The 25,968-nt window shown below is 53.3% G+C and carries 21 protein-coding genes, 3 tRNA genes and 1 pseudogene; 9 read left to right on the forward strand and 16 right to left on the reverse strand.

The genetic code is table 11. The features are described 5' to 3' along the window. Positions 1-18 precede the first annotated feature (18 nt). Positions 19-864: a patatin-like phospholipase family protein gene (locus BBOH_RS03745; protein ID WP_033521349.1), complete on the forward strand. Its 846-nt coding sequence runs from the start codon at positions 19-21 to the stop codon at positions 862-864. 432 nt (positions 865-1,296) lie between these two features. On the opposite strand, the gene BBOH_RS08235 is transcribed toward BBOH_RS03745, so the two are convergent. Further along, complete coding sequence (locus BBOH_RS08235) at positions 1,297-2,346, reverse strand: fluoride efflux transporter FluC (protein ID WP_052118170.1); 1,050 nt, start codon at positions 2,344-2,346, stop codon at positions 1,297-1,299. 460 nt (positions 2,347-2,806) lie between these two features. Here BBOH_RS08235 and BBOH_RS03760 point away from each other — a divergent pair, with 460 nt between their 5' ends. Further along, positions 2,807-4,204 (forward strand): FAD-dependent oxidoreductase, encoded by a 1,398-nt coding sequence (locus tag BBOH_RS03760; protein ID WP_033521350.1) that lies wholly within the window; start codon positions 2,807-2,809, stop codon positions 4,202-4,204. A gap of 237 nt (positions 4,205-4,441) precedes the next feature. Here the strand turns inward: BBOH_RS03760 and BBOH_RS03765 are convergent, their stop codons facing one another. The 4 genes from BBOH_RS03765 to BBOH_RS03775 all read right to left on the reverse strand — a co-directional run bounded on the left by BBOH_RS03765 (position 4,442) and on the right by BBOH_RS03775 (position 9,670). After that, positions 4,442-5,476, reverse strand: a complete 1,035-nt coding sequence (locus tag BBOH_RS03765; RefSeq protein ID WP_237743121.1) for a PLP-dependent transferase — start codon at positions 5,474-5,476, stop codon at positions 4,442-4,444. Further along, a complete protein-coding gene (locus tag BBOH_RS09220; RefSeq protein WP_237743122.1) occupies positions 5,361-5,849 on the reverse strand; it encodes a PLP-dependent transferase in 489 nt (162 codons plus the stop codon). Before BBOH_RS09220 ends, BBOH_RS03765 begins: the two co-directional genes overlap by 116 nt. 436 nt (positions 5,850-6,285) lie before the next feature. Further along, positions 6,286-9,168 (reverse strand): ABC transporter ATP-binding protein/permease, encoded by a 2,883-nt coding sequence (locus BBOH_RS03770; RefSeq protein WP_033521351.1) that lies wholly within the window; start codon positions 9,166-9,168, stop codon positions 6,286-6,288. A gap of 127 nt (positions 9,169-9,295) precedes the next feature. After that, the gene (locus BBOH_RS03775; RefSeq protein ID WP_081930360.1) at positions 9,296-9,670 is read right to left on the reverse strand and encodes a winged helix-turn-helix transcriptional regulator; all 375 of its coding nucleotides are present in this window, start codon (positions 9,668-9,670) and stop codon (positions 9,296-9,298) included. Positions 9,671-10,011: 341 nt separating this feature from the next. Here BBOH_RS03775 and BBOH_RS03780 point away from each other — a divergent pair, with 341 nt between their 5' ends. Further along, positions 10,012-10,626: an NADPH-dependent F420 reductase gene (locus BBOH_RS03780; protein ID WP_033521403.1), complete on the forward strand. Its 615-nt coding sequence runs from the start codon at positions 10,012-10,014 to the stop codon at positions 10,624-10,626. 160 nt (positions 10,627-10,786) lie between these two features. Then, entirely contained in the window at positions 10,787-11,416 is a 630-nt protein-coding gene (locus BBOH_RS03785; RefSeq protein ID WP_033521352.1) for an NAD(P)-dependent oxidoreductase, read from the forward strand. Positions 11,417-11,829: 413 nt separating this feature from the next. On the opposite strand, the gene BBOH_RS03790 is transcribed toward BBOH_RS03785, so the two are convergent. Both BBOH_RS03790 and trmB read right to left on the reverse strand, forming a co-directional pair. Further along, positions 11,830-11,901: transfer RNA gene (locus BBOH_RS03790), tRNA-Glu, on the reverse strand. Positions 11,902-12,152: 251 nt separating this feature from the next. Beyond that, positions 12,153-12,995, reverse strand: coding sequence for a tRNA (guanosine(46)-N7)-methyltransferase TrmB (trmB, locus tag BBOH_RS03795; protein WP_044098118.1), 843 nt, complete (start codon positions 12,993-12,995; stop codon positions 12,153-12,155). A 163-nt stretch (positions 12,996-13,158) separates the two neighbouring features. On the opposite strand from trmB, the gene BBOH_RS08240 reads away from it, so the two are divergent. From BBOH_RS08240 to msrB, 4 genes are all read left to right on the forward strand, one after another. Then, positions 13,159-14,499, forward strand: coding sequence for a DUF4190 domain-containing protein (locus BBOH_RS08240; RefSeq protein ID WP_161786417.1), 1,341 nt, complete (start codon positions 13,159-13,161; stop codon positions 14,497-14,499). 188 nt (positions 14,500-14,687) lie between these two features. Further along, a tRNA-Asp gene (locus BBOH_RS03805) sits at positions 14,688-14,761 on the forward strand. Positions 14,762-14,806: 45 nt separating this feature from the next. Next, a tRNA-Phe gene (locus tag BBOH_RS03810) sits at positions 14,807-14,882 on the forward strand. Positions 14,883-15,308: 426 nt separating this feature from the next. Further along, the gene (msrB, locus tag BBOH_RS03815; RefSeq protein WP_044098198.1) at positions 15,309-16,301 is read left to right on the forward strand and encodes a peptide-methionine (R)-S-oxide reductase MsrB; all 993 of its coding nucleotides are present in this window, start codon (positions 15,309-15,311) and stop codon (positions 16,299-16,301) included. A 144-nt stretch (positions 16,302-16,445) separates the two neighbouring features. On the opposite strand, the gene BBOH_RS03820 is transcribed toward msrB, so the two are convergent. From BBOH_RS03820 to BBOH_RS03840, 5 genes are all read right to left on the reverse strand, one after another. After that, entirely contained in the window at positions 16,446-17,177 is a 732-nt protein-coding gene (locus BBOH_RS03820; RefSeq protein ID WP_033521353.1) for an MIP/aquaporin family protein, read from the reverse strand. 562 nt (positions 17,178-17,739) lie between these two features. After that, a complete protein-coding gene (locus tag BBOH_RS03825; RefSeq protein ID WP_033521354.1) occupies positions 17,740-18,339 on the reverse strand; it encodes an NAD(P)H-dependent oxidoreductase in 600 nt (199 codons plus the stop codon). 61 nt (positions 18,340-18,400) lie between these two features. After that, a complete protein-coding gene (locus tag BBOH_RS03830) occupies positions 18,401-19,366 on the reverse strand; it encodes an IS3 family transposase (protein ID WP_081930319.1) in 966 nt (321 codons plus the stop codon). A gap of 5 nt (positions 19,367-19,371) precedes the next feature. Continuing rightward, positions 19,372-19,749: a hypothetical protein gene (locus BBOH_RS03835; RefSeq protein ID WP_033521355.1), complete on the reverse strand. Its 378-nt coding sequence runs from the start codon at positions 19,747-19,749 to the stop codon at positions 19,372-19,374. 243 nt (positions 19,750-19,992) lie between these two features. Further along, positions 19,993-21,123: an IS256 family transposase gene (locus BBOH_RS03840; RefSeq protein ID WP_044098119.1), complete on the reverse strand. Its 1,131-nt coding sequence runs from the start codon at positions 21,121-21,123 to the stop codon at positions 19,993-19,995. Between the two features lie 201 nt (positions 21,124-21,324). Between BBOH_RS03840 and BBOH_RS03845 the strand changes: the two are divergent. Beyond that, positions 21,325-21,624: pseudogene (locus BBOH_RS03845) on the forward strand (transposase); the annotation flags it as partial. Positions 21,625-22,122: 498 nt separating this feature from the next. Here BBOH_RS03845 and BBOH_RS08765 read toward each other — a convergent pair. The 4 genes from BBOH_RS08765 to BBOH_RS03865 all read right to left on the reverse strand — a co-directional run bounded on the left by BBOH_RS08765 (position 22,123) and on the right by BBOH_RS03865 (position 25,902). Continuing rightward, complete coding sequence (locus BBOH_RS08765) at positions 22,123-22,515, reverse strand: hypothetical protein (RefSeq protein ID WP_143242524.1); 393 nt, start codon at positions 22,513-22,515, stop codon at positions 22,123-22,125. Beyond that, positions 22,512-23,735: a radical SAM/SPASM domain-containing protein gene (locus BBOH_RS03855; protein ID WP_081930320.1), complete on the reverse strand. Its 1,224-nt coding sequence runs from the start codon at positions 23,733-23,735 to the stop codon at positions 22,512-22,514. The genes BBOH_RS08765 and BBOH_RS03855 overlap by 4 nt, the downstream gene beginning before the upstream one ends. A gap of 443 nt (positions 23,736-24,178) precedes the next feature. Next, entirely contained in the window at positions 24,179-24,688 is a 510-nt protein-coding gene (locus BBOH_RS03860) for a hypothetical protein (RefSeq protein WP_033522615.1), read from the reverse strand. 8 nt (positions 24,689-24,696) lie between these two features. After that, positions 24,697-25,902, reverse strand: a complete 1,206-nt coding sequence (locus BBOH_RS03865) for an ABC transporter permease family protein (protein WP_143242526.1) — start codon at positions 25,900-25,902, stop codon at positions 24,697-24,699. Between the last annotated feature and the right edge of the window lie 66 nt (positions 25,903-25,968).

Here is a 25,968-nt window from a genome sequence, read left to right on the forward strand (position 1 = left end):
TCCATATGAGGGGAAACAATGACAAGAACAGCAATGATCGACGTCGGCGGAGGCTATCGTTCGATTTTCGGCGCAGGTATCATGGACCGGATGTTGGATGAAGGCGTCACGGTCGACAAATGCTTCGGAGTTTCCGCTGGAACGGCAAACATGATTAACTATATGTCCGGTCAGCGCGGCCGCACCTATACGTTCTACACTGATTTTTCGACGCGCAAGGAGTACGCGAGCGCAGAGAACTTTGCCAAAATCCACAGTTACGTCGATCTGGATTATGTGTACAGCACTCTTTCGAACTCCGATGGGGAATTCCCGCTCGACTACCCCGCTTTCGCCGCAAACCCCACCGACTTTACTGTGGTGACCTGCGACGCAAGGAACGGTCATGCCGTCTATTTCAACAAATCCGATATTTCCCAAGACAACTACGACGTGCTGAAAGCCTCAAGCGCAGTGCCAGTGGCTTGCGAGCCATACCTGATTGACGACGTGCCATATTACGACGGCGGCATCGCCGATCCGATTCCGGTCGAAATGGCCGTGAGTGAAGGATACGACCGTATAATCCTCATTCTGACCCACCGTCGTGATTTCATTCGTCAGCCCAAGAAAGACGCGGCGCCGGCACGTATCCTTAGGCACCGCTACCCGGCGGCGGCCGAACGTCTCAAGAACCGGTACCGCACCTACAACGAAGAGATGCAGGTGGCTGCACGTCTGGCGGCTGAAGGCAGGCTGCTCATCCTCGCACCGGAGGACCTGCACGGGTTGAACACGTTGAGCAAGAACCTCGACGGGCTGAACGCCATGTACCAGGAGGGTTTGAGCGCAGCCAAGGCCATTCCGGGGTTTCTAGCCAGATAGCCGCTAGCTGAGGATTTCTCTGGCCCGTCTCCCATTGCATGGATGAGCCGATCAATGCTCTTGCCGGATGGTCGTTACTTGGTTCCCTCGGCCGTCGCCATCGACTTGGTCACCTCTTCGTACCGCTGCTGCGACACGACAGACCGACCGAAGACCACAATAACCAAGCAGGACAACCGATATGATTAGCCCAACCAATTGGCCATTCCTTTACGTTCTGGCCATCCAAGACTCAACCGGAAACCTAAGATGGAGTAGTATCAGAACCCGTATGCCATACATCAATCCGCAACATCTTCCCGAACATGACGGGACACCAAAAATGGCCGGATAAGTCACCGTGGACGTCAACCAGTCGCCGTTCCAAACGGGTGACAACCGCCATATCCACCCAAATAAAGCGACATTCCCCATTCACTCAAGGGCAAAGTTCTAACCAAGCGTCAACCCGGTAATCGTCGCCACAACACTGACCGCCAACATGCCGCCCGAATGAACCAAAACGCCCCAGCATCTGCCAGAACGAGCCATTCGTGCACCTTCGACGCCGGCAGTACTGAATGTCGAATAGCCTCCGAGCAACCCGGATGCAAGCAAATAGCGAATCACATCGAAACCGGCATGTCGGGCCGCCCATCCAAACACCAAACCAATGGCGAGACACGCCGTCACATTGACCACAAACGTCCCCACGGGAATGGAACCGGAACAATCGCGAGACACCCAGCCATCCACGGCATAGCGTATCAAAACCCCTAGGCCACCCAGTAATGACGCCGCAATCAATCGAACCAACGCACAGGGGTCACGCCAGCGGCCAACGCCGAAACCGAATGCCGGGATCGCCAATACAATCAAACCGATCATGCCGGCCTCTAGAGGGACACGCCAATCCGCCGTATAAGAAGCGACATCTTCTCCGACTTCGTCGCGGGCCGCCCCAACATCAAATGCGTCGGACGCAACACCGGCGTCCGCCAATCGAACATCGTGGGCCAAGGCACGATGACGAATGGTTTTAGGGCGCCGATTCAGAAAAGCATGCAATGCGCGTGCCAGCACGCCTCCGACTACAAGGCCAGCCCAAGCACAGACAAGCCCCAACCCCACACACGCCACCAAGTACGCCAAGCCCTGCGCCACGGCTCCGCTCATGACACGAGTGGTTCCTTCGAGCACAAAGGTGCTGTAGGTGGTAAAACCGCCGATCGCACCGGTGCCGACAACCAACCGGACCCGCCTCCAGGCACCCGAATCGGCTCCGAACGAAGCCATTACGACCGTCAGACATCCGAGCAGGAAGCAGCCCACGAGATTGACCATCATGGTTATCCAGGGCCAGTCCACGACACGCCCCTGCAAGGCAAAATATCCGAGACGTACCGCCGAACCACACGCTCCGCCTGCGAACAAACCGACGAACGTCCAAAAAATCATGCGCTTGGACGACCGATGCGACGCCACGATCGCCTTCTTACCCATTCGGACCATGACGCCATCCCTCCACCTATCGTATCAACATTCGACAGCCTCGCGTCCGCGATTCCATAAACCGGCTTGCTGCCACAAGCATGAAAACGGCAACGCCAACAGTGTAACATAATGCATTCTTGGAGTCGGAATACCGGACGGAAAAAGCGGCATGTACCATCAAATACCACCACCGGGTCGTTGAGTGGTTCGACGCACCGCATCCCCGGACCAGCCATCCGGAATGCCACCCGATATAACCATGCTCAACCATCAGACAAAAGGTCAGAAAACGTTTTCCACCACCCTCAATTAACCTTGGAAAGACAGTAGATAAAAGCTTTGAAAATAGATTGCTCGCCCATTGTACCGTCTCGTCTACCAGCTAATCTTGAATGACAGACTAAGAACCGCATGAAGGATTGGCCCCCTGACAGCAGACCAATATCGACCATCAAATACAGGAGTTCTCATGACCACAGTCGCCGTCATCGGTTGCACACACGCCGGAACGTTCGCCATCAAGTCGATTTTGGAGCAGCATCCGGACTGGCAGGTCGAGGTTTTCGAACGCAACGACACCATCTCCTTCCTTTCATGCGGGATCGCCCTTTGGGTCGGTGAGCATGTCAGTGACCCGAAACGCATGTTCTACTCCTCCCCGGAGGAGCTTACCGAAGCCGGCGCGCACATGCACATGCGCCACGAGGTCACCAACGTTGACATCAAGCGAATGACCTTAACGGCAAAGGATCTGACCAATGGCACGGAACGACGTCATGGCTTCGACAAACTGGTGATCACCACCGGCTCCGTGCCCGCCAAACCGTCAATCCAGGGCCTCGACGAGCTCATGGCAAGCGGTCATGTGATGCTCTGCAAGGACTATGAAGACGGCAAACGTATCGTAGATCGCTCCAAGCGCATCAAATCGGTAATCGTGGTGGGCGGTGGCTATATCGGCAGTGAATTGGCCGAACAGTTCAGCACACGAGGCATCAAAACGACTCTGGTGGACGCCCTGCCGCATGTGCTCGACCACAACTACGACAGCGTGGTCACCGACGCCGCCAACAAGGCGTTCGAGGAACACGATGTGACACTGGCGATGGGTCAGAAAGTTATCGCCTTCCGGTCTGCCACAGGTAGCGACGGCGTGGAGGACTCCGGGGTGACCGTAGTGACCGAGCTTGGCGAATACACCGCAGATTTCGCAATCATGGGCGTGGGACTGGTACCCAACACCCGACTAGTCTCTTCACAGCTCAATACCCTCGGCTACGGCGCAATCATCGTGGATGAATACATGCGGGCCTCCAACCCCGAAGGAGAAATACTCGAAAACGTCTTCGCCGCCGGAGACTGCGCGACGACACGCTTCAATCCTACCGGAACGAACGAATACCAGCCATTCGCCACAAATGCGATACATCAAGCCGGTCTCATCGGAGCCAACATCGAGCATCCGACGGTTGCGTATATGGGCACACAGGCCACCAGTGCCGTTCAACTCTACGACCTTTCCATGGCCTCAACTGGCATGACACTCGACTTGGCGCTTCGTCGACACAAGGACGTGACCGCAACCACCATCGAAGAGGACTACCGGCCAGACTTCATGCTTTCAACCACGCCCGTGCGAGCCACCCTCGTGTGGGAAAAAGGCAGCGGGCGGATCCTCGGGGCACAATTCGCCTCACGGCACGACATCTCAATGGCAGCCAACGCGGTGTCGATAGCGATTCAAGCAGGTTTTACGATCGACCAGCTGGCCGGCACGGACATGCTCTTCCAGCCGAATTTCGACCAGCCAATCAACTTCATCAACTCACTGGCGATGGCTGCGGTCTCGGAACGCAACGGTCAGTAGACAACGTTCACGTCGCCGGATACCGCACTCACGGCCGGCTCGAAGGCCGTGTGCACAAAACCCCGCATGAATCGCATTGCATCAGTGTCCAGCTTGCCTCGGATCGAACCTTGACCTAGTCACTCGTGACCCGTTTTCGCGAATGTCGTGAAAACGGACGGAATTTACCGGCCAGACAGGTCGGTCGGCGATGTCACGGACAAATTGAAGCCTTGGAACAAGGGTAGCGCGAATCGATCAATCGCAATAAGCCACGACAATGGCTTGGTCGAGGTCCGCGATGAGGTCTTCAGCGGATTCCAAACCGATTGACAGGCGCAACAGTCGATCGTCGACTCCCGCAGCCTGACGAAAAGCGCACGGCACCTCGCGATGCGTAATGCGAGCAGGATTGACGATTAACGAGTGAGTATCTCCAATATTGGCCGCATAGCAGAACACTCTTACCGCCTCGACCACACGCGCCACCCGAGATTCATCGCCTTCAAGTCCGAAAGACAGCACCTGGCCAACGCCATTGGGCGTGTAACGGTCGGCAAGAAGCTTGTCCTGACTGGAATCCAGACCGGAATAGTTTACACGGGTCACGTGAGGCACATGCTCAAGATGCCGGGCGATGCGCAACGCACTGTCAACCTCCTGAGTCATACGCTGCGGCAACGTCTCCAGGCCAATCAATTGCAGATACGCATTGGCAGGCGACATCACCGCGCCCAGATTATGCAGGTACGCGTTGCGAACTCGCCCCGCGAACATGGATGCGCCATAGCGTTCGGCGTACGTACACCATACGCCGCCCCGCTCGTCGCTGACCCCTAACTCCTTACGGGTGAACTGCGGGAAACGGCCATTGGCCCAGTCGAACCGTCCGGAGTCGACAACCGCCCCGCCCAGTGCGTTGCCATGCCCTCCGATACCCTTGGTCGTGGAGTGCACCACGACATCCGCACCGAATTCGATGGGACGCAACAGGTACGGGGTGGGCACGGTGTTGTCAACGATAAGTGCCACGCCATGGCGGTGCAACATGGCCGCCAAAGGCTCGATATCGAGGATCTTGGTGGAGGGGTTTGCGACAGTCTCCGCGAAAACCGCTCGAGTATCCGGTCCGATCCTCGACTCGACCTCCGCCAGATCGTTGATATCGTTTACAAAATCAGTGTGGATACCGAACTGCGGGAAGAAGTCGCTCAACGCATCCACGGAGGCACCGTACAGATCCTTGGCGGCGATGAGGCGACCGCCCCCCCTCCGCCGCGCACAGCAGAGCATAGGAAACCGCCGCCATCCCCGACGCGAGCGCCACCGCTTCGACCCCTCCTTCCAGGCTGGCGATTCGACGTTCGAGGGCGTCCACAGTGGGGTTGCCACAACGGGAGTAGGAAAAACCGTCAATGTCACCGGAGGAAAGCCCGTCTCCACGATCGGCATCATGCAGTGTGAATGCGGCGCTCTGATAGACAGGCACACTCACCGCGGCACCATGTTCGTATGGATCGTAGCCGGCGTGCAAGGCTCGCGTGGCGAAGCCGGGTACGTTGTGGCCTAGGAGGTTTGCCGCATCGTCGACCGCCGATTGTCGCTCGTCCTTGCCCAAGTACGCGTTGCCTTGACATCCTGTCTTGTCATGACTTTCACCAACCATGATCGCCTCCTGAACCCCTCAATGACTCCGATGACCCCAAACCACACCGATCGTAGGCAATTACCGATGTCCCACATTTGGCAATCAGCATATCTCGCCGCACCGGTAGGACGCGACGCGGCATCATCGTTATAAGTTATAGGCAGTTCTCAATTCCAAGGAACACAATGCCGCTGAAATCAACATCACTGCTCAGAAGCCGCAATCGACAAGTAACGTCCCATGCCCGCCGTTGCATGACATAACAGCTGCTCGAGGAAACTGCAAGACACCGGATGAACCGCGAAACCGGCGACCCGGACCAACCTCGGTTGAACCTCGACCCGACCTAAGCCGCCTTTGCCTGATCCTCCCAGAGCAGAATCGTACGACGGCGGTTAATCAAACGCCTGCGACACAACACGCCGCCGACGTCGATAACGATTTCCGCGTCGTCTCACTCGGTGCGCAACGCCGTGGCCGGATCCTGTCTGGCGGCCTTGCGCGACGGAATAAGCCCGCCTATCAGGGTGAGCACCACCGAAAGCACGATGAGGATGATCGCCCCGGAAACCGGCAACATGGCGTTGACGCGGTTAGTGCCCATGAAATGATGCATCACCGCATTGCCCGGAACGATGAGCAAAAGCGTGACGGCTATGCCGATGAGACCCGCGCAAAGGCCAATGATGCCCGTCTCGGCGTTGAACACGGTGGAAACGTTGCGCTTCGACGCGCCCATTGCACGCAGAATGCCGATTTCCTTGGTGCGTTCGAGCACCGAGATATAGGTGATGATGCCGATCATGATCGAGGAGACGACCAACGAGACACCGACGAATGCACTCAACACGTAAGTGATGACGTTGATGATCGTGGTCACGGAGTTCATCATCAGCCCCGCGTAATCGGTATAAACGATGCGGTCCTTCTTTTTGGCTCCGTCATTGTATTTCCTGATCGCGTCCTCGATGGCGTTCTTGGCCTCGAAACTGTCGGCGTAGATCTTGATGGAGCTCGGCGCATCACGGCCGATGACGCCGAAATCCGCCAAATTGCCGTCGTATGTGCCAGTGGAGACGTATTGGTTATAAATCGACACCAACACATTTTCCGGAGCTGTGGCGAGATAACGGTTGAAGGCATCCGCGGTCTGCTGCTCGCCCATGCCGGAAGCGGCGTTCTGCGGATTCGCAGCAGCCGCCGGGTTGCCCGCGGCACCAGCCGCTGAGTTGCGTTGCGCGGTGACATCGGCCGGTTGCGAGGGGCCGGCCGCCCCCATGCCCCCGGGGGTTTGGGTCATAATGTTCTTGGCCATGCTCGCCTGTTGGGAAACCGACAGCGAGGCGACGTACGCCTTGGCGTTCGCGGCCTTGGTGGAATCATCGGAAGGAGCGAAGGTCATGCCGTTAAGAATGTTGCGAGTGCGGTCGGCCTTCTGACTGGCGACGATCTGGCTTGAGTCGGCGTGCGCAATCAACTCGTCGGTAAGCATGCGCGTATAACCGATGCCGGGCGTCAATGGCGTGGTCTTGGCGTCCTCGTTGGCTCGGATGACCCCCACCACGTGTAGTTTCATGGCATTGGGCGAATCCATCAGTTTGCCGACTTCGGTCGCGTCGTCGCCGACGTACCTGTAGCGGCCGTCCCCGTCTTTGACGTACTGGTCCGCGGCGGGCAGCAGGGTCAGCGGCTGATCCATCGCCTTGGCGTAATCGATGCGATCGGTGTTCGTTTTGACCTTTTCGCCGCTTTGCAGCCGGTTCATCATATCGTTGTAATCGGCGCTGGGAAGCAGCCCCAGTTCGTAGATCTGAGCCAGCGGAATCTGATTGCTTTTGTCAAGCACCAGCACGACTTGGTCGCTGGACTTGGGCCAGTGCCCCTTGACGACCTGATAGTTATCGGTAATCACAGAACTGATCGGCTGCTTGTCGGGATGCCGACCGGGCATGATTTCAGCGAACGCGGCCGGCGCCTTGTTGTTGTCGGCCTTGCCTGTGAGCTTGGAAATCTGAAGCGATTGGAAGTGACCAATGTCGTTCGACGAGGAATCCAGACCGGCCAAAGTGCTGGCTCCGGACTCCGTGGTCACGGAGCTTCCCCCTACTTTCACACCGTCAACATCCACAAGTGTGCCTTTGGCATCGTGAGTGAATACGGAGAATTTGGGAGCATAGGAATATTGGATGCCCACATCACCCACGTGTGCGCGCACCTCGTTGCCGGGTTTGTCGAGATATTGTTTGAAGGGGCTGAGATTGTTGCTGGCGATGCCATTGGTCAGCGAGGCCGCGCCTTTGATGCTCGAATCGTCAGGATAAATGCCGTTACGTGGTTTCGCATGCTCCTTCGAATCGGCTGTTGCCTGGGCGGTATCCAGGATCTTGTTCATGTCGAAGGTCTGCTCGTTGATCTCGATGGGATACGAGGTCAACGTCTCCTTCTGAATATCGGTGATATAACGGTTCACGCCCGTGGAGACCGAAAGGATCAGAGCGATCCCGATGATGCCGATTGAACCGGCGAACGAGGTGAGGATCGTCCTGGCCTTCTTGCTCCTGAGATTGTTGAAGCTCAAGGCGACGGACGTGGCAAACGACATTGACGCCTTGCCCATCCTACGATGCATGGCTGCCGTCTCGTCGCCCGTCTCCTCGCGCTCAACGGGCCGGGAGTCACTACGAATCACGCCGTCCTTCAGCTCGACGATACGGTTGGCGTACTCGTAGGCAAGCTCGGGATTGTGAGTGACCATAACGACCAGACGGTCCTTGGCCACCTCTCTCAACAAATCCATGATCTGCACCGAGGTTTCCGAATCGAGTGCACCGGTGGGTTCGTCGGCCAGGACGATACGCGGATCATTGACCAAGGCTCTGGCGATGGCCACACGTTGCATCTGTCCGCCGGAAAGCTGATTCGGCTTCTTATTAATATGTTCGCCCAGACCGACCTTGTTCAGCGCCTCCGTGGCGCGTCTACGCCGATCGACCCGGGAGACACCGGAAATGGTCAAAGCGAGTTCGACGTTGGACAGAACGCTCTGATGCGGAATCAGGTTATAGCTTTGGAACACGAAACCCACCGTGTGATTACGATATGAGTCCCAGTCCCGATCCTTATATTGCTTGGTTGAAATGCCGTTGATGACAAGATCGCCTTGATCGTACCGGTCCAGTCCGCCGATGATGTTCAGCAACGTGGTCTTGCCCGAACCGGACGGACCCAGAATGGCGACGAACTCATTGTCGCGCAATGTCAGGCTGACATCGTCAAGCGCACGTTGGACGAAGTCACCCGTCTTGTACTGTTTGCTGATGTCTTTGATTTGCAACATTTCATTCCCCTGCCGCTCACGGTCCAAAACGCCTTACGCCTACGTGTGCAACTTTACTCTGATACCCCCCCCTTAAGCCGCGAATTGTTCAAACCGCAAGAAACCGGCCACCTCGGATTCGTTTCGTTCAACGACCCATGGCTTGCTGATAACCCCTTCCCCAATCTGCCATGGCTTTGATGACCGTTTCAAGACTGCGGCCTGTTTCCGTCAAAGAATACTCGACGCGCGGAGGCACCTCGGCGTAGACCTTGCGGTTAACCAGGCCGTGAGCCTCCATTCCACGCAGATTTGCCGTGAGCACTTTCTGCGAGACGTTGCCGACCGAGCGACGCAATTGGCTGAATCGCTTCGTTCCTTGCAACAAGTCACGCACGATCAGGACGGTCCACTTATTGCCGATCAGCGTCATCGTCGTCTCGATTGGGCAGGCGGGAAGTGCCTTGAACGGTTTGGCCGCACCTCCGTCTCCTCTTGTCGTCGCATTCGCGGCATTATTCATTCCAGCACCTTCCACGCGCATTGTTTCCTTAGGTTTATCGCGAACATCAAACCATACTCAACCTTGGGTTCGTATCCTGGTTGCTTTTTGTCACTTGCATTTTCCCGACTCCATATCCGCATATCACCATTCATCCTGTAGCATATTTTATACAATTCTAGGTTCGCTTCCGTTGCAATCAGGCTAAGGGTCCATTTAGGTTACTAAGAGACAATATTGTAACTACAGACTTTCATTGCCGTTCTCCGGTATAGTTACAGTTAACGCATATCAGATTGCAGGAATCCAAAGACTCTGATATTACGCGCCGCAAAAATTCGTTGCACGAAAGAGAGCGCATCATGACAAGCATTACCGTTTTGGGATCAGGAAGCATCGGCACGGCCGTGGCAGGCATCGGCGTTGCGGCCGGAGCGGACGTACAAGTCATTGACCGAGACAAAGCGAAAGCGGCGGCGATCTCAAGCGTCACGGCATCAGAGTGGGGTGAGCCCATCACCGGCGAAATCGTCGTTCTGGCGCTGCCCTACCCAGCCCAAGCCAGTGTTGCGGAGCAATATGCCAGTCAGCTTGCAGGCAAAATCGTGGTCGATCCGAGCAATCCCGTCGATTTCAGCACCATGGATTCGGCGTTGCCGCAGGGTGCTCACTCCGCAGCCGAACAGTTGGCGAACAGCCTGCCCGATTCCAAAATCGTCAAAGCCTTCAACACCGATTTCGCCGCAACGCTGGCGAGCCGCACCAATGACGGCGCACCCACCACGGTGATGGCCGCCTCCGACAGCGATGAGGCGAAACGGGCACTGCAAACCATCGTGGAGAAGGCAGACCTTAGATTCGTGGATGCGGGACCACTGAAGCGGGCCTCCTACTTGGAAGGCTTCGGAGCGTTGCAGATGGCGGTCGCCACGAGCGGCGGCACGCAGTGGACCAGCGGTTTCAAAGTCGTCAAGTAGACATCCCCACCTAACCCGACATCCGTATGGCGATCGCGAAACATGCCCAAAGGTGCAAAAATCCTCGATGGCCGCAACCCGGCGCAAAGCCTTCGCACGTCAAGAAAATCGATAACCAATAACTGATAGGCGTTCACCAACTATCGGAAAGAACAACATTATGAGCAAACACATCGCAGTGGTCGCCGCAAACGGCAAAGCCGGAACGGCAATTGTCGAAGAGGCGACCCGACGTGGCATGGACGTAACCGCCGTGGTTCGCGGTGGCAACAAAACCAATGCCCAGCATGTCATCATCAAGGATCTCTATGATCTGGGTGCCGGTGATCTGACCGGTTTCGAGGCGGTCGTCGATGCATTCGGCGTCTTCGACCCCGCAAAACTGAGCGAGCACGGCACATCGTTAATGCTTCTGGCCGATGCGCTCTCAGGCAGCCAGACACGACTGCTGGTGGTCGGCGGGGCGGGCAGCCTTTATACCGACAAAACCCATACCCACCAGCTTTCCGACTCGTTCCCGGAGAGCATCAAAGGAGTGCCGTTGGCGATGGGCGCAGCCCTTGACGCATTACGCAAGCGCGACGATGTTCATTGGACGTACGAAAGCCCGGCAGGCGATTTCCAACCGGATGGTCAACGAACGGGAACATACGTTCTGGCTGGCGAGGAATACACCACTGATGAGAACGGCAGGAGCGCAATCAGCTATGCCGACTATGCCGTTGCGATGGTCGACGAAATCACCACGGACAAACCGCACGATCACGAACGTATATCCGTGCGCTGGTGAAAAGCAGGAAACGAACCGTTCCCCCGTGTGTTCCCTACAGGTTGAACCGCCCACTTGCCGTCAGATCGTTAAGGAGTTTACGAGTTCAAACGCGTTTTTGCGATCAGGTTCCAGTGCGACAAACACACGGTCGGACTGGGGCCTGATCGCATTCGGGGAGGCCAACAACGGCGCTTTGCCGACGTAGACGGTTACGTTTCTCCGCCATTTGGGCTATCGACCGCATGCTAGTCGAAACGGAATCCAGTCGAGTCTTTAAGTACATGACGGGTCATTCAGACTGCTTTCGAGTGATCTGACCTGTCAGCGCCTATTATTCGTACGCCCGAATATGGACTTTTATGTGACGCAAAGTCTATCAAAAGGAACCAACACAGGCTCCTGTCTTTTAGTGGCCGAACCGGCCTTGGAAGTACCCCCTGAGAGAGTCGAACTCTCGTTGTCAGATTGAAAGTCTGGTGTCCTAACCGTTAGACGAAGGGGGCCAACAACCTTTTAAGCATAAGATATATAGCGAACGGATGCAAGTTATGGCGTGTTGAACCGACTTAGAGCCCAAAATCAAGCCTATGCCCACCGCATGCGAGGCCGCGCCCTGAAAGGAAACTACCGGCGCAATCGCCCTACTCCCAGCTGAAACAAGACAATGCGCCGCAAATCATGTACAACATTTGCATCGGAGCAGTTCGTAAGCCGCTGCTAGCGTTTCGCCATGACGAGCCGGTTCAAGCCACCATCACAGTGCACGGTATTCAAAATCATGAATGACGCGGCCAGCTTCCATTCCCTTGCGTTCGAAATTCGTCACGACCCTGCCATCGAACCGCTGCGACTCCGCAAAATCCGCATGATGCAACGCATCCGCTCGATCCGCCGTACCCTTGCCCACATGCTCGACAGGCAGCGATACCACAAGATCACCGGCATTGCAAAAATCGTCGCGGGAATCCATCACCTCATGTATATGCAATGCGTAATCCTCGATGTCGGTGGCGATCCGCCACGCCCCTCCGGGGCGCAAAATCGCGTGCACCTCCTTCGCGAACGCCGGTTGCACGATGCGCCTTTTATGATGCCTCATCTTAGGCCAAGGGTCAGGGAAAAAGGTCCACACCTCTTCGGCGATGTCAGGAGCGCACGTCTCGAACAACTCCGGGGCGTTGGCTTGCGCGATGCGCAGGTTCGCCAGCCCCAGCTTGCCCGCCATAAGCATCGTGTGCGCCACTCCAGGTCCATAGACTTCGACCGCCAGAAAATTAACGTCGGGATGGGCCTGTGCGGCAGCCACGACGTTCTCACCCTGACCGGTGCCGACCTCCACAATAAGCGGTGCCGAGCGCTTCCATACATCGGCAATGAACGTAGGATCAAGACTAAGGCCGGACCGCAGGTCAAGCGAATTCGGATTCACGTTGACATCCAGCAGATATTCAGGTGCATACCGACTCCAAGCGCGTTTGAGACGCTCGTCGAAATGACCCGAACGTCTTACAAACGAAAGCACCTGACGGCTGTGCGATGATGTATTTTCTTCCACCGTACCAGTGTAACCGACGGCCGAACGAAACGGCTTGCACATGAGCCGCTACACCCACTTGCGCTCCGGGAGAAGCCCCTGGTCGACCAGCCAGCCAACGGCGGGAATGCCGCTTTAGGTATCACGCGCGAATTCCTAAGCCACGTCGCGCAAACCGACGATGAAAGTACGACACGAATCACCCATAGCAGGTAGACTCGAAACCATGAACGAAAACGATATGGACAACATCTCCGGGCCTGACGACTCCACGACAGACGCGGATCATAAGCCGGACCAACCGCCAAGCGAAAACCATACTATTGACACCCCTGCCGACGACAACAAAAACAGTACTGCAAACACTGTCGTCAACCCTCCTTCAGAGCCCCCGAAAACCTCGGGTGCGGGCGAACAGGTGGACAACCAGGCATACCCCACCTCCCCGGATTCCTTCAGTCCACAGAACCACGCCAAAAGCGACAAGCACCGGCACGGGCAAAGAAAGGATGATTGGAGTCATTCACCATACATTGCTTCACACACGGCATCGGAGCCGACACCGATTTTCGCAGTGCCGCAACAATCTGCACCATATGTGACAAATCAGCTACCGCCGCAAACACCGATTCCAAACGCTCCGACGGGCACACCGAATCACGGCACGGCACAGGCCGACACCGCTCGACCGCAGCAAACTCCGAACCAGTACACCGCTCCTCCAGCGCCATACAACACGCCACAGCCGTATGACACCATGCCCACGGCGCCCGGCACCTTTGGCGACGCCTATCAGCGCGCTTCCCGACACGCCATGCGCACTGCCGTTCAGCCGCCTGCGGCCTACCCCCATCCGGGCAATCCCGCAGGCTCCGTTCACTACACGACCCCGGGGAGCACCGGATACCAGACTGCTGAATCCAATGCGTTCAATGCCGCGCGCCCCGCTATGGCCAATTACGGCAACCCGAACACGCCGACCTATGGCAGCTCCTACGACAACACGCCCTCAGGCTACCCAAACGGCCTTCCACCCTACTCCGGGCATGGAAACAAAGAGCGATGGAACGTGCTGTGCATCATCGGCTTCATACTTGCGTTCTTTTTCCCTATCACGGGTTTGGTACTTTCGATCGTCGCCTTGGTGCAGATGAAACGCACTCACGAACGCAGCAAAGGGATGTCCATCGCGGGAATCATCATCAGTGCACTCAGGTTATTGTTGAATATTGTAATAATCGTCATCCTTTTGTCTTCCGTTGGCGTTTTCGGCAACCAGCACTCATACGGTTACACCTACTCCAACGATGATTGCGACACCTACGGGGACTGCCGTGAAGACTCGCGACCTGATTTCAACGACAGGGACGACGAGGACAACGAGAAAAATCAAGACGATGATAACCAACACAACGAGGACAACGACCAGAGAGACGACAACAGCGACGATTACAATGGTGAGGACGAAGAGGACATCTCGCACGAGGCGTCCAGTTCAACCCGCGTGAACGACACGGACACCGGACGTACCGTGTTTCATCAAGTCCGACCCAATGCCGTGCACTAACGAAAGACGTTCGCAAGGATAATCACCGGCGACGCACGATTCGAGCGAGTTTCCCTTCACGTTAACGTTCGGCCATCGGCCAGAGAGCCCCGGAAAATCAGGTTTTTCAGGGCGACACGCTGGAATGTTGCAAGTATCCCAGTTCTCGGGTATTGTAAACATTCGGTTGCTTGATGAAAGCAAGCCACGGCTCCGTAGCTCAGTTGGTTAGAGCGCCGCCCTGTCACGGCGGAGGTCACCGGTTCAAGTCCGGCCGGAGTCGCTTGAATAATTAATGCCCGGTTTATCCGGGTTTTTGATTGTTCATGGCTCTGTAGCTCAGTTGGTAGAGCGAACGACTGAAAATCGTTAGGTCAGCGGATCGACGCCGCTCGGAGCCACCACTCAAGCCTCGAAGTCTTGCCATCGCAACGGTTTCGAGGCTTTTGTTTTTCGTTGTTTTTCGTTGTTTTTGGTTTTCAGTCACCGATCCAGCGTTTACCCAACAGCTTCGCCCTGAGCGCTACTCCACGCTTGGACAGCTCCCCTGACCATGCTCGGTGGTTACGCTTCACAACTGACGAATAACGAGGCACGACCCGCTTTAGGAGCAACGATGATCTCTGATATTTGAGCCGCTACCAGCATGAAGCCCCTCAAAACATTCGTCTTAGCGTCTGCAACCGCTCCTAACGCCGTTTTGGCGACACAACACCGAGTATAGGAGTGTCACTGAATGATGTCTTTCACCTTTCAGCAAGGATGGCTGAAAAGGCAACGAATCTGATGTAATGTCAACAGCAATCGGCATGAACAGAAGCAGGTGGGAAATGGCACAACCAATAAACTCAGTCACACCAATTCCATCGTCGTCTCTATCGACCGCATATATGGCCGGTGGTTGTTTTTGGGGCATCGAGCGCTACTTCCAAGCCCTAGACGGTGTAATAGACACGCAGGTTGGATATGCGCAGTCCAAACTTCCCAATCCCAGCTACGAGCAGGTCTGCTCCGGCACGACGGACGCCGCGGAAACCGTCAGAGTTGAGTTTGACCCGCAAGTACTGCCCCTGCGAACCCTGACGTTACTTTTTCTGGACGTCATCGACCCATTCTCCATCGACCGCCAAGGCCACGACGAAGGCCGTCAATATCGCACAGGCATGTTCTTTACCAACGACGACCAGCATTCCTGCTACCTCAAGGCCAAAGACGAACTGACCAAGCTCAGCGGGAAACGGGTTGAGGTCCTTGTGGAAGGACTACGGAACTTCTACCCCGCCGAGAAGGTTCACCAGGATTATCTGATGAAGAACCCAAGTGGATACTGCCACATCCCGATCACTAAGATCGCCAAGGCGCCCCAACGGCAAACAATGATAGAACGAATCTGGCAACTGAGCCCGGAACAGTACCAGGTGAGCCAGCTTTCCGCCACAGAGAGACCTTTTATCAATGCGTATGACCAGACTTTTGCCGATGGTATCTACGTGGATGTCGTAAGCGGGCAGCCTTTATTCGCTTCAACGGACAAGTTCGACTCGGGCTGTGGCTGGCCGGCGTTTTCCAAGCCGATTCAGTCCGATTCGCTCACCGCACACAAAGACCTGAGCCTGTCCAGTCAGACACGCGTCGAAGTGCGGTCAGCCGAGTCGGGCATCCATCTGGGGCATGTCTTCGACGACGGACCGGCAGCCGGCGGAGGGTTGCGTTACTGCATCAATTCGGCCTCTTTGCGGTTCATACCTCGAGCCGACATGGAGCAGGAAGGGTACGCCGAACACCTTCCTCTGCTCGACAATGAAGATAACCCGGAACGTTAGCACCTGGGCGTTACCGAGGGAAAACGTCATCACGTCGACATGACACGGTCCGGTCTCTGACTGCTGAAAACAAGTCAGAGACCGAACCGTTAATGTTTCCGTTTCACTTCAGAAGACTTAGCCTACTGCATTAATCCTGCGCAATCAGGCGAATAGGCTCTTGAAGAGGAAAGCACCGACGATGGCGCCCAGAATCGGGGCGACGACCGGAATCCAGGCCTCGTCCCAACGAGATGTCCCCTTGTGCTCAATCGGCAGAAGCTGATGTAGTATACGCGGCACCAAGTCACGCGCGGGATTAAGGCCGGGGCCCGTGGGCCCGCCCAGAGAGGTGACCAGACCCCAGACGATGAACCCTACGACGATGGCGGCCGAAGCCTTGTTCTTGGAGCCCCATGCGCCTTCCAGGCAGCACAGGGCACCGAGTACCAGAACCAAGGTGCCGACGAACTCGTTGATGAAGTAGTTGCTCTTGGACTCACTCGCATCCGTGGTGCAGAAGGAGGCAAGAATAGCAGCAGGACTGTCCGTCTGATTGTAGTGAGGGTAGTAAGCGGCGTAAACGATCAGCTGGCCGACGGCGGCGCCCAACAGCTGAGCACTGACGAACGGCAAAACCTGACCCCACGGGAACATGCCGTTGACCGCTTGGGCGATGGTCATGGCCGGATTGATCTGGGCGCCTGAAATGCCGCCGAACATCAACACCGGGAACATGACGCCGAATCCGTAGCCCATGGCGATGGTCAGCCAACCGGAGTGGTGACCTTTGGTTGCGTTCAGCTCGACATTAGCCACAGCACCGTTGCCGAAAATCATCAGAATTGCGGTTCCGACGAATTCGGCCGCCAGCTTGGTCATCAACGAGTAACCCATAATAGTTCTTTCCCTTGCACATCGTCACTGATATTCATCATTGAAGGAACGAGCCGGTATTGAACGGAGAACAATAACGTCACGTCCGTGTATCGATTGTACATGATAAAAACGGTAGCAGGTGACAATATAGCAAAACGTTCTACGTCTAGTTGATATTTCAGTCGTTATTCACCGTGCCACTCGGGCGTTTCGTGAGCTGTCATAGGTTGGATGGGCAACGATGGAAGCCGAAACGATTGTAACGTTTGACGACCTTCGAGATCGGAGATACCCCTGCGTGCCGTGCCCTCCCGAATTTGTCGTGCACGCTCGGACTCAACCCTCACGTAACGGTCAAAAGATTTGCTCCCTCGGTTTGAGACGACGCAAGGGCTGGATCCGGTAATCCATTGCAACGACCGAAAACCTGATCTTCATAGGACCATGAGGACCTTATCGACGTCAACATTGCATCCAGAATCGCGATTCTGAGCCGTACCGACGACCGCTTGCACATCTTAAAACGACGACCGACGGCACTGAGTCAACAGCATCTCGAAATATGTCGTCAATACCCTTTTCACACCAGCGACGAGCCCAAAGCCTTGATACGCTCCAAGTGCCGGGCCGCAGCTTGGCGCGCCTCGGGCGAATCATCGCCCATCTGAAGGTTGTCCACATAGACCAGCTCGGCATCGTCTACGCCGCAATAATGATGGAACATGTAGTAGATGATCTGCTTGTATAAGGCGTCGTGGATGCCGTTGTCGCGGTACCACTGCTCCGAACTGCCGGTCAGCGCGATGAACCGGAACGTCTTGTCGGCTATCGCCGACTTGCTGTGGTCGAGGTTGTAACCGAAATGACGGCAGAGCACGCGCTCCGTAAAGCCCTTCATCATCGCGGGCATCTGGCACCAGTAGATTGGGCATACCAGCGCAATGACGTCCGCGTCGAGAATCTTGCCTTGCAGTTGCTCCACATCCTCCGGCATTGGCCCTTGCGCGAGGTACTGCCTGCGGTCCGCCATCGTGTAGGTCGGGTCGAAGCCGATGGCGTGCAGGTCGACGAACTCGGTGCCCGCTCCCCCGCTGACCGCGCCCTCAAGGAACGCCTTGCCGACCGCCTGGGTCATTGAGTCAGGATCCGGATTTGCCGTGATTGCCAGAAAATTGCTCATACGGTTCATTGTAGGGGTGCGGACGGAAAGTTGGAGATGTTTTCGTTGTTTCGATGCTTGATTATGCCATGAGGCCGAGAGACCGGCGGTGCTCGTCCGGGCCTTGGTAGCCCAGGCCGGCCTTGACTCGGGTCGTGTTGTACCAGCTGATGTATTCGCCGGTCTTGTCGATGACCTCCTGGCAGGTGAGCTTCTCCCGGTGCTCGGGGTAGGTGGCCTCGGTCCTCATCCTGCCGAAGAGCCCCTCCATCGCGCTGTTGTCCGGACTGCATCCTTTTTTGCTCATCGACCGGCGCAGCCCGGCCTGTTCCATGAGCCTTATCCAGCCGGGCCACCGGTAGTGGCAGCCCCGGTCGGAGTGCACGACCGGCCGCCAGCCGCACCGGGGCAGCGTGGCTATCGCCTTCTCCAGGGACGAGTTCGCCGGCTCCGCCGTGGGGTGCAGGCCGATGCCGAAGGCCACGATCCGGCCGTCATGGCAGTCAGGCACGGGACTCAGATACACCTTGCCGTCGCTCGCGTTGATCCGGGTGATGTCGGTGAGCCGCTTCTGGTTCGGCGCCTGCGCATGGAAGTCGCGGTTCAGGAGGTTCCGGGGCGCGGGCGAGCACTCGCCCGGATACGAGCTGTAATGGAGACCCTTTCGTGACGACCGGGCCTTCAGGCCATCCTGCTTCATGACCCGACGCACGACCTTCTCCGAGACTCTCACCCCGTCCCGTTTCAGCATGGCGTGTATGCGCCTGGAGCCGTACCGTTCGTTGGAATCATCGAACGCGGCACGGACCAGCGGCCGCAGCCGATTGTATTCGTCATGTTCGAGCCGCTTGTGGTGGCAGTGGTAGGAGCTCAACGCGAGCTTGAGCCTAGAGGCCAAACAGGTCGGCGAATGCGTCGGGCGCAGCCGGTCGGCCATCATCGTCTTCTCCCGGTTGGTCAGCCGCCCCGGGTCGGCGGCCGGGTCTTTTTTTACCGGATCCACCACCTCCCGCATCAGATCCAGCTCCAACCGCTGGTCGCGGACCATGCGCCTCAACGCGGCCGGGTCGTCGGCAGGCCGTCATCTTCGCTGTCGGTCGTCATGGCAGCGCCCTCCGTCGTCGGGCCGGCCACGGCCGGCGAACCGTACTCGTCGGCCCGCCGCTCCACCGACGCCTTGCTCACGCCATACTCGCGCGCGGTCTCGCGCAGGCCCATGCCATTACGATACGCCACGGCCACGGCGTTCCTCACCGCCATGGGCGTCCGAGGCCTGCCCCGCCGTGGACGGAACCGCGGGTCGGCACGCACCCAGCCGGCCAGCGCGTTCGTGCCCGGACGGCCACCCAACCGTTCCACCGTCGCCCTCAGACCGACGTCCCACTCGAAATACGCGTCCACCGCGCGCCGCCGCTCGGACTCGCTATACAAGACCAGACCCTTTCATCCAGTCTCCAACTTTCCGTCCGCATCCCCGTTATATCAATAGATTACAAAAATCTGGTATGAAGTAACTTAATAGCTTTAAAAAGAATATTTAATTAGTTATTTTAAAAAGTAGATAACGTCCGGTTTGTTGCGCACTTTCGGTTTTCAGCCTTGATCGCCTGCGTGCGGGTTTTCGACCGTTGGTTCGATTGTGGGTTCGAGTAGGGACATGTCCAGGTAGCGGCGTTAGGGCCAGTTTTGGGTGACGTGGCGGATTCTCCGGGTGACGAGCATGAGGGCGCTCCTGCCGTCGGGGAACTGGCCGACGACCCTTGTCCTGCGGCGTATCTCGCGGTTGAGGCGTTCGACCATGTTGTTGGTGCGGACCGGCCGCCAGTGCTCCATGGGGAATTCCGGCAGCTGGTAGGCCGTCGCCTCGCCGATGCCCTCGCGCAGGCAGGACGCCGCCTCCTTCGGCTTTTCCGAGTCGAGCTCGGCGGCGACTGATCCCGCCTTCTCGAGCGTCCTGGCCCTGTCCTCCATCGCGAACACGGCCTTGAGCTTGGCGGCGACGGGCTTGCGCCTCCGGCGGGGCGTCTTGGCGAGCACGTTGCGTTCGAAGTGGACCATGCACCGCTGGCGGCGCGCCCCGGGCAGCAGCTCGCCGACGGCGTGCAAGAGGCCGGGGTTCCGGTCGCCTATGGCCAGGCGCACGCCTTTCAGACCCCGTTCCAGAAGTCCGCGGATGAACGACTCCCAGCTGGCGGTGTCCTCCTTCATGCCCTCATCGACGCCGATGACCTCACGCCGCCCGTCGTCGCCCACGCCGATGGCGACCAGCACCGACACGTTCTCGATGCTGCCGCCCCAGCTGCGTTTCAGCCAGATGCCGTCCATGAACACATACGGGAACGTCCGCTCCAGCGGCCTGTTCCGCCATTCGTCGATGTCCTTGTAGACCCTCTTCAGATCGTCGGAGAGGGTCTGGGGCGGCATCCGGTCGCCCCACAGCCGCTCGCCGACCGCGTCGACCTGACGCGTGCTGACCCCGCTGAAGTACATCTCCATGAGCGCCTCCTCGACGCTCGACTCGCGCGTCCGGTGGCGCTGGATCACCGCCGACTCGAACAAGGCGCCCTTGAGCCTGGGCACTCTGACGGTCATGCCGCCGGCCTTCACCGTCAGCCTGCGCTCGTAATGGCCGGCGAGATAGGCTTTCCTGCCGTCGGAACGCTCGTACCTGCCGGCCCCGGCGACCCGTTCGGCGTCGGCGTCGAGCATCGCGTCCAGAATCTCCTCCACCTTCCTTGACACCATCCTGTCGAGCTCCGTCTCGAACATGGCCTGGTCGACCTGTATTATCTTCTTATCGGGCATGGCACCCACCTACTTTCCAATAGGATCGTTCTTTCTTGGCGATTGAAAATCCTACACAGGAAAAAGGCGCTATGCCCCCTTCAAAGTCCAAAACCTATTTGCGCAAACTACCGGACACTACCCCGTCCACGGCGGGGCAGGCCTCGGACGCCCATGGCGGTGAGGAACGCCGTGGCCGTGGCGTATCGTAATGGCATGGGCCTGCGCGAGACCGCGCGCGAGATAGACGAGGCGACCGCCTACATGCTGGACGAATACCCGCCGGAGCGCTGGCGGCTGATCCGCACCAACAACATGATCGAACGGCTCAACAGGGAGATACGGCGGCGCACCCGCAAGATCGGCGCGTTCCCCGACGGCACCAGCGCCTTGATGCTCATCACGGCCAGGGTCAGGGACGTCACCCGGGACTGGGGCGACAGACGCTACCTTGACATGTCCCTGCTACAGCCCACAATCGAGGAGACGAACGAGAACCCGCACACCGGCAGCCAAGGCTGAAAACCGAAAGTGCGCAAAACTCCGGACGTTATCCTATATAATCAGAGAATTGAGATTAAAAATCAATCTTTTTGCCCAATCATAAAAATCATTCACAATAGACACAAGTCTTATATAAATTTTAAGATTATAGCACAAACTTTCACCACTATAAAAATCCAAGAAACAATAACAACAATGTAATAGCCAAAAATAACTTTACTCTGCTTAAAGATTACTTGTGGCTTGAAGAAATTTCCAAGAACTATCCGACGAAGATTATAGATTTCCAACAACTCTTGTAATATATTAAAGCCGTCAGTAAATAAAAAGGGATATAAATTAAACACAAAAAGAATCAGATTTGTCTGAAAAACAACTCGCAGCAAGTAAGGATCAAATTTACTGCTTACAATAAAAGAAAGACCCCAAGCCAACAAAAAAATAATTAAATTTGTGGTTATTCCTGCCGCATAATAGCAAATACGCTGAATCTTTGTTCGTTCATATATCGTTTTATTAGATATATAAAACATAAAAAAAAATAACATATTTAATTTTACAGCCAAATATTAATCTATCTGATCCAGTAAAAGCCGCAACTGCCATATGAGTAAATTCATGTAAGTTCATGCTCCAAAGCAACACAACAAGATATACGCTAATATTCACTAACCACATTGACAGAATAGCGCAAATACCTATATATATTAATAATTTTACAGGCGTAATTGCAAATTCGAAAAACTTTATATCCCCATCTGATTTAATCTTGATACTTGGAATATTCTTATTATATAAGACCGAAGGATCAGAAATCTTGCTTTTTGGAACTAAAAAGTACTCTCCATCCTCACAACGAATATAGTTATATTTATTGCTAAATTTTCCAAATTTAATTGCCTTACTCATCGTTTAACGTCACCAACCAATTGCGATACGCCTCTAAAATATCCATTACGAACAAAGGCACATTGTGTTTTCGCGGATTTACGAAAATCCCCATTCTCAATATAGTTCGCTCCAATACACATATTACAAATATCCTTAACTGGACAAGCTCGGCATCCCGGCTTCTGATTTTTTGTATTATTTTCCAATTCAACAAGAAGCTGCTTATTGGTTATTCCATTATCAATATTTCCAAGAAGGAAACTTTGTTTATTAATAAACATGAAACAGGGATATATATCCCCATTTATATCTACAGTGATTTCATCCAAACCCGCTCCACAATAGGCATTATTGCAGAGCTTTTGAGACAAAAAATGACTAGCTTCAACTGTCTTATTATCTTGAATCTTATTACGCCGCAAAGCAAGCATTAAATCACGCTGAAACTCCAACAAAAGAATTTTTTGTTCTCTGTTAAAAGCGAACTTGCTTTTCTTCTCCGCCATTACCGGAGCAAGATGAACATATCTAATTCCTAAATCTTTAAGACTTTCGGCAATCTTTTTAGGATCCAATTCACCCTTCCCGTAATCAGAAACCATTTGATTACTAATTGTAAATTGGACAAAAACCTCTATTCCATTCTTCCTAAATTTTTGTATATTTTTGGTAACTAGGTCATATGAACCTTTCCCATTAATCTTAAAAGTCCGGAATAAATCATGATATTTTCTAGTGCCATCTACACTGACAGTCACTAGAATATTGTGCTTTTTTAGCATAGAAATAATAGCATTATTTGCTATTGTTCCATTGGTTACTATTGTCTTATTAGCATTCTGTAAGATTCGAGAAGATTCCATATAAGTACAAACAAACTCAATAGCTTTAGGCTCTAGAAGAGGCTCTCCACCGAAAAATTGAAGTTGCTCAATACCTTCAGGAAATTGATTCTCAAGATAATTTAAAATCTGCTCTAAACGAGCTTGCTTAATCCTGTTAATACAATCTTTCCCATACCCACCTTGTGCAGCATAACAATAGGAGCAACCTAAATTACACATGTTCGTTAACACTAATACCACTCTATGAGCATGTTTCTTTTTTGTTATTTCAGAGCGATCTTTCCATTTTTGATGAAACTCATCTTTTTTATTTCTTAGTTCATAAGGCAAATTATCTTTATAGACTCTATGATTTCTAGTATCGTAATACAGTTTGCCATCTAGATGTTCCATAATTACCTCCCGATACCCGCTAAAATAATTTTATTTTTAATTAACGATGTTTTTTTACAAGTTTTGAATAAAACCTCAGTTCATAGCGAAGTATCAACGCATATAAACGGCAAAATGATTTCCACTGTTTTTCAGTTGTTTTAGTAGTCTTGTATACGCCAATAAACAAATAAGCTAATAAAACATAACAGCCATAAATCATTTTAGCTGTAGCGCACGGAATCATCAGTCCTAATTCCCGGAAAAACAGATAATTTTCAAATCTTCCGTTTTTCTTATAGAAATCCGAATTAATTATTCCGCCAATTGCAATCTTTAAATAAAACCTACAAAGCCGCGGATCCTTAACAGGAGTTACGGCGAATCCACGGATCTTGTCCAAAGATGAATATAGATAATCAACTCTTTTCGAGAGTATTTTTTTATAAACTTTTCATTTAGATCTAAAGAAGAATTCTCTGTCTGAGAGTAGAAAACCGTGTATCCCATATACTCATAGGGATGTTCAGGTTTCTCAGTTGCTTTCTCAAAAATTTTAAGTGATAATTCATGCATCTTCTTATCAAAGAAGTCGAGATATCTGATCCTAGAATCAGTAATTGCCTCAACAAAGACATAATGCGCACCCATATGGCGCCTAGGCGTAATGTAATCAAGATAATACCGGTCGAATGGGGTAACAATGCCCCCCCCTCTTCAATCTTTCGCTTAATGAATGAAAGATAAGTTGAAAAATCTCTAAATGTCTCTTTACACAACGCTGGGCACAACTCTCGAATATCATCATCGTTAGGAAACCACTCAGGGAATATAACCGGTACTTCAAATGTTGATGAAGCCTCTGTATCAATCCAGGCATTCGTAATCGAATAATTAGTTAAGAACGCAAATTCATCTTCTGATAATTTACCCTTAGCTAAAAGCTCCTGCATCGCTAGGATATAGCAATCCATAATCTCAACTACCTTTCTGAAGATGTATGCAAATATTGTTGATAAATCGATTCCTTGCATATATTCTTGTACGAAAGCAAAATCACAATTCCAATAACAAATAGAAACTCAATCATTGTTATTACGAAAAAAAACAAATTATAAGTAATAGGAAAATAAGAGTCCGTCGTATTAAAGATTAGATCTGTCAACAAACCGGAAAAACGATCAAAGACTACAACAACAACATAAAATGCTGAACCTATAATAGCTAGATATTGCAAACTCACAGCTTTCGCATATTCCTTAAAAGACATTCCGAAACCTCGCAACATATTCAGCTTCCATATGATAAAATTAATAAAAATTGCAAAAATCTTATATGCGATAAAAACTCCTACAAGAAGAATCAAAAAATCAATTGAATAAAGTGTTAAAATGATTTGCGACATCGAATTGCGATAATATTTACGATAATCGGCTCTAGTTTGAATCTTATTAGTCTTAAAATGTTTTTTTACTTCATTACCACTTAAATCCGTACCATAAAATACATTTCCGGTCATACCAAAAACTTTCTTAAAAGTACTGTCAGAAATATAAATCATCATTCCTGCATATTGCTCAGTCTCAGCAATATGCGTTACATGCAATCTCTTACCATTGATGGTAATCTCGCTGCCAACTTTGGCATCAGCCTTTCGAGCAAGCACATGACCAATAATCACAGAATCATTGCTAATCGCATCTCCAGAGATGCAGTATTTACCGTATCTATTTAAATCGGTTGAATATATCAGAGGATAAGTTCTCTTTCCATTGAGCATTACCCCATCTATAGGATTGATATACCAATGCTTATGATACAGACTTCTATTATTAACTTCCGATGGTAACGTTGTCGAAATAATTTGTGTCTTGTAAGGCATAGTAGTCTCTACCGTTAGCTCTTCACGATTACTCGTATCTTCCCAAATCGATAATATTGCTGCGTTAACCATAATGATCATACTTAGCACCACGAGAAGGGATGCACTGACTACACCCATGTGTGCAAATAAAGATTTAGTTATTACAGATTGGTTCTTTAACAATATCAATAATAATAATGAAATTAGAGCTATAAATACAATAACAATCGACTTACGAGTAAAACATACAGTAAAAACAAATAAGCCGATTGCCAAAACATAAGGAATCCAAGCGACGCTCAAATTAATTTTTAAACGAGACATTCCCACTTTTGCAACAACCGCAATACCTATCGTACAGATTATCAGCAAAACGCAAACAGCTAGAAC

It is taken from the genome of Bifidobacterium bohemicum DSM 22767, assembly GCF_000741525.1.
GTDB lineage: Bacteria > Actinomycetota > Actinomycetes > Actinomycetales > Bifidobacteriaceae > Bifidobacterium > Bifidobacterium bohemicum.